This window comes from Microtetraspora sp. AC03309, assembly GCF_020826795.1.
Lineage (GTDB): Bacteria > Actinomycetota > Actinomycetes > Streptosporangiales > Streptosporangiaceae > Microtetraspora > Microtetraspora glauca.
Genome location: NZ_JADDIL010000342.1, coordinates 1 through 637, shown reverse-complemented (window position 1 = coordinate 637; position 637 = coordinate 1). Strand labels below are relative to the sequence as shown.

The window sequence follows — 637 nt, the reverse complement described above, 5'->3', positions numbered from 1 at the left end:
CGCAGGAACCGGTCGGCCAGGCGCGCCACCATGGCATCGACGTTGGCGCCGTCGCCCTTCTTGGACATGGCCCCGTCGGAGACCGAGGTGGCGATCTCCAGGCCGGTGTCGCGTCCCTTGGCCAGCAGACCGTCCGGACCGACCAGTTCACTGAGGGGATTGGCGAAAATCGTTGCGGCAATGCCGATCATCAGCATGCCCATGGCGATGTTGGAGAACGCTTTGGCGGTCTTGCCCAGCAGCGCGGTGACGACGACGACGATGGCCAGGATCGCCAGCGCGGTCGCAGCTAGCCCGAATCGATCCATCGTTTCGGTGACGCCGCGTCCGATCGTCTGAAAGGGAACGGTGAACAGACGTAGCCACTGGAATTCCAGGACGAACTTGATCAACCACAGCGCGGTCGTGGTGACGCATAGGTAGATCTCGTAGCTGATCGAGGAGACCTTGGCGAAAGCCGTCGAGATCGGATCGTTCCATCCGCCCTCGTTGAGGGTCAGCGAGTACTTCGCGACCGGAACGTTGTCGCTGTCTTTGATTCCCATCCAGGAGATGAGGACGTTGCCGCCGTCTGCGTTGTTGCTGCCGGTGCCCGGATCGGCCCAGGCCGCCGCGGCGCCCAGGACCAGCAGCAGAC

The 637-nt window shown here is 63.4% G+C and carries 1 protein-coding gene; it reads right to left on the bottom strand.

The features are described from left to right. Window positions 1-637, bottom strand: a 637-nt coding sequence (locus tag IMZ11_RS43230; protein ID WP_228649451.1) for a hypothetical protein, incomplete at both ends; no start/stop codon positions are given.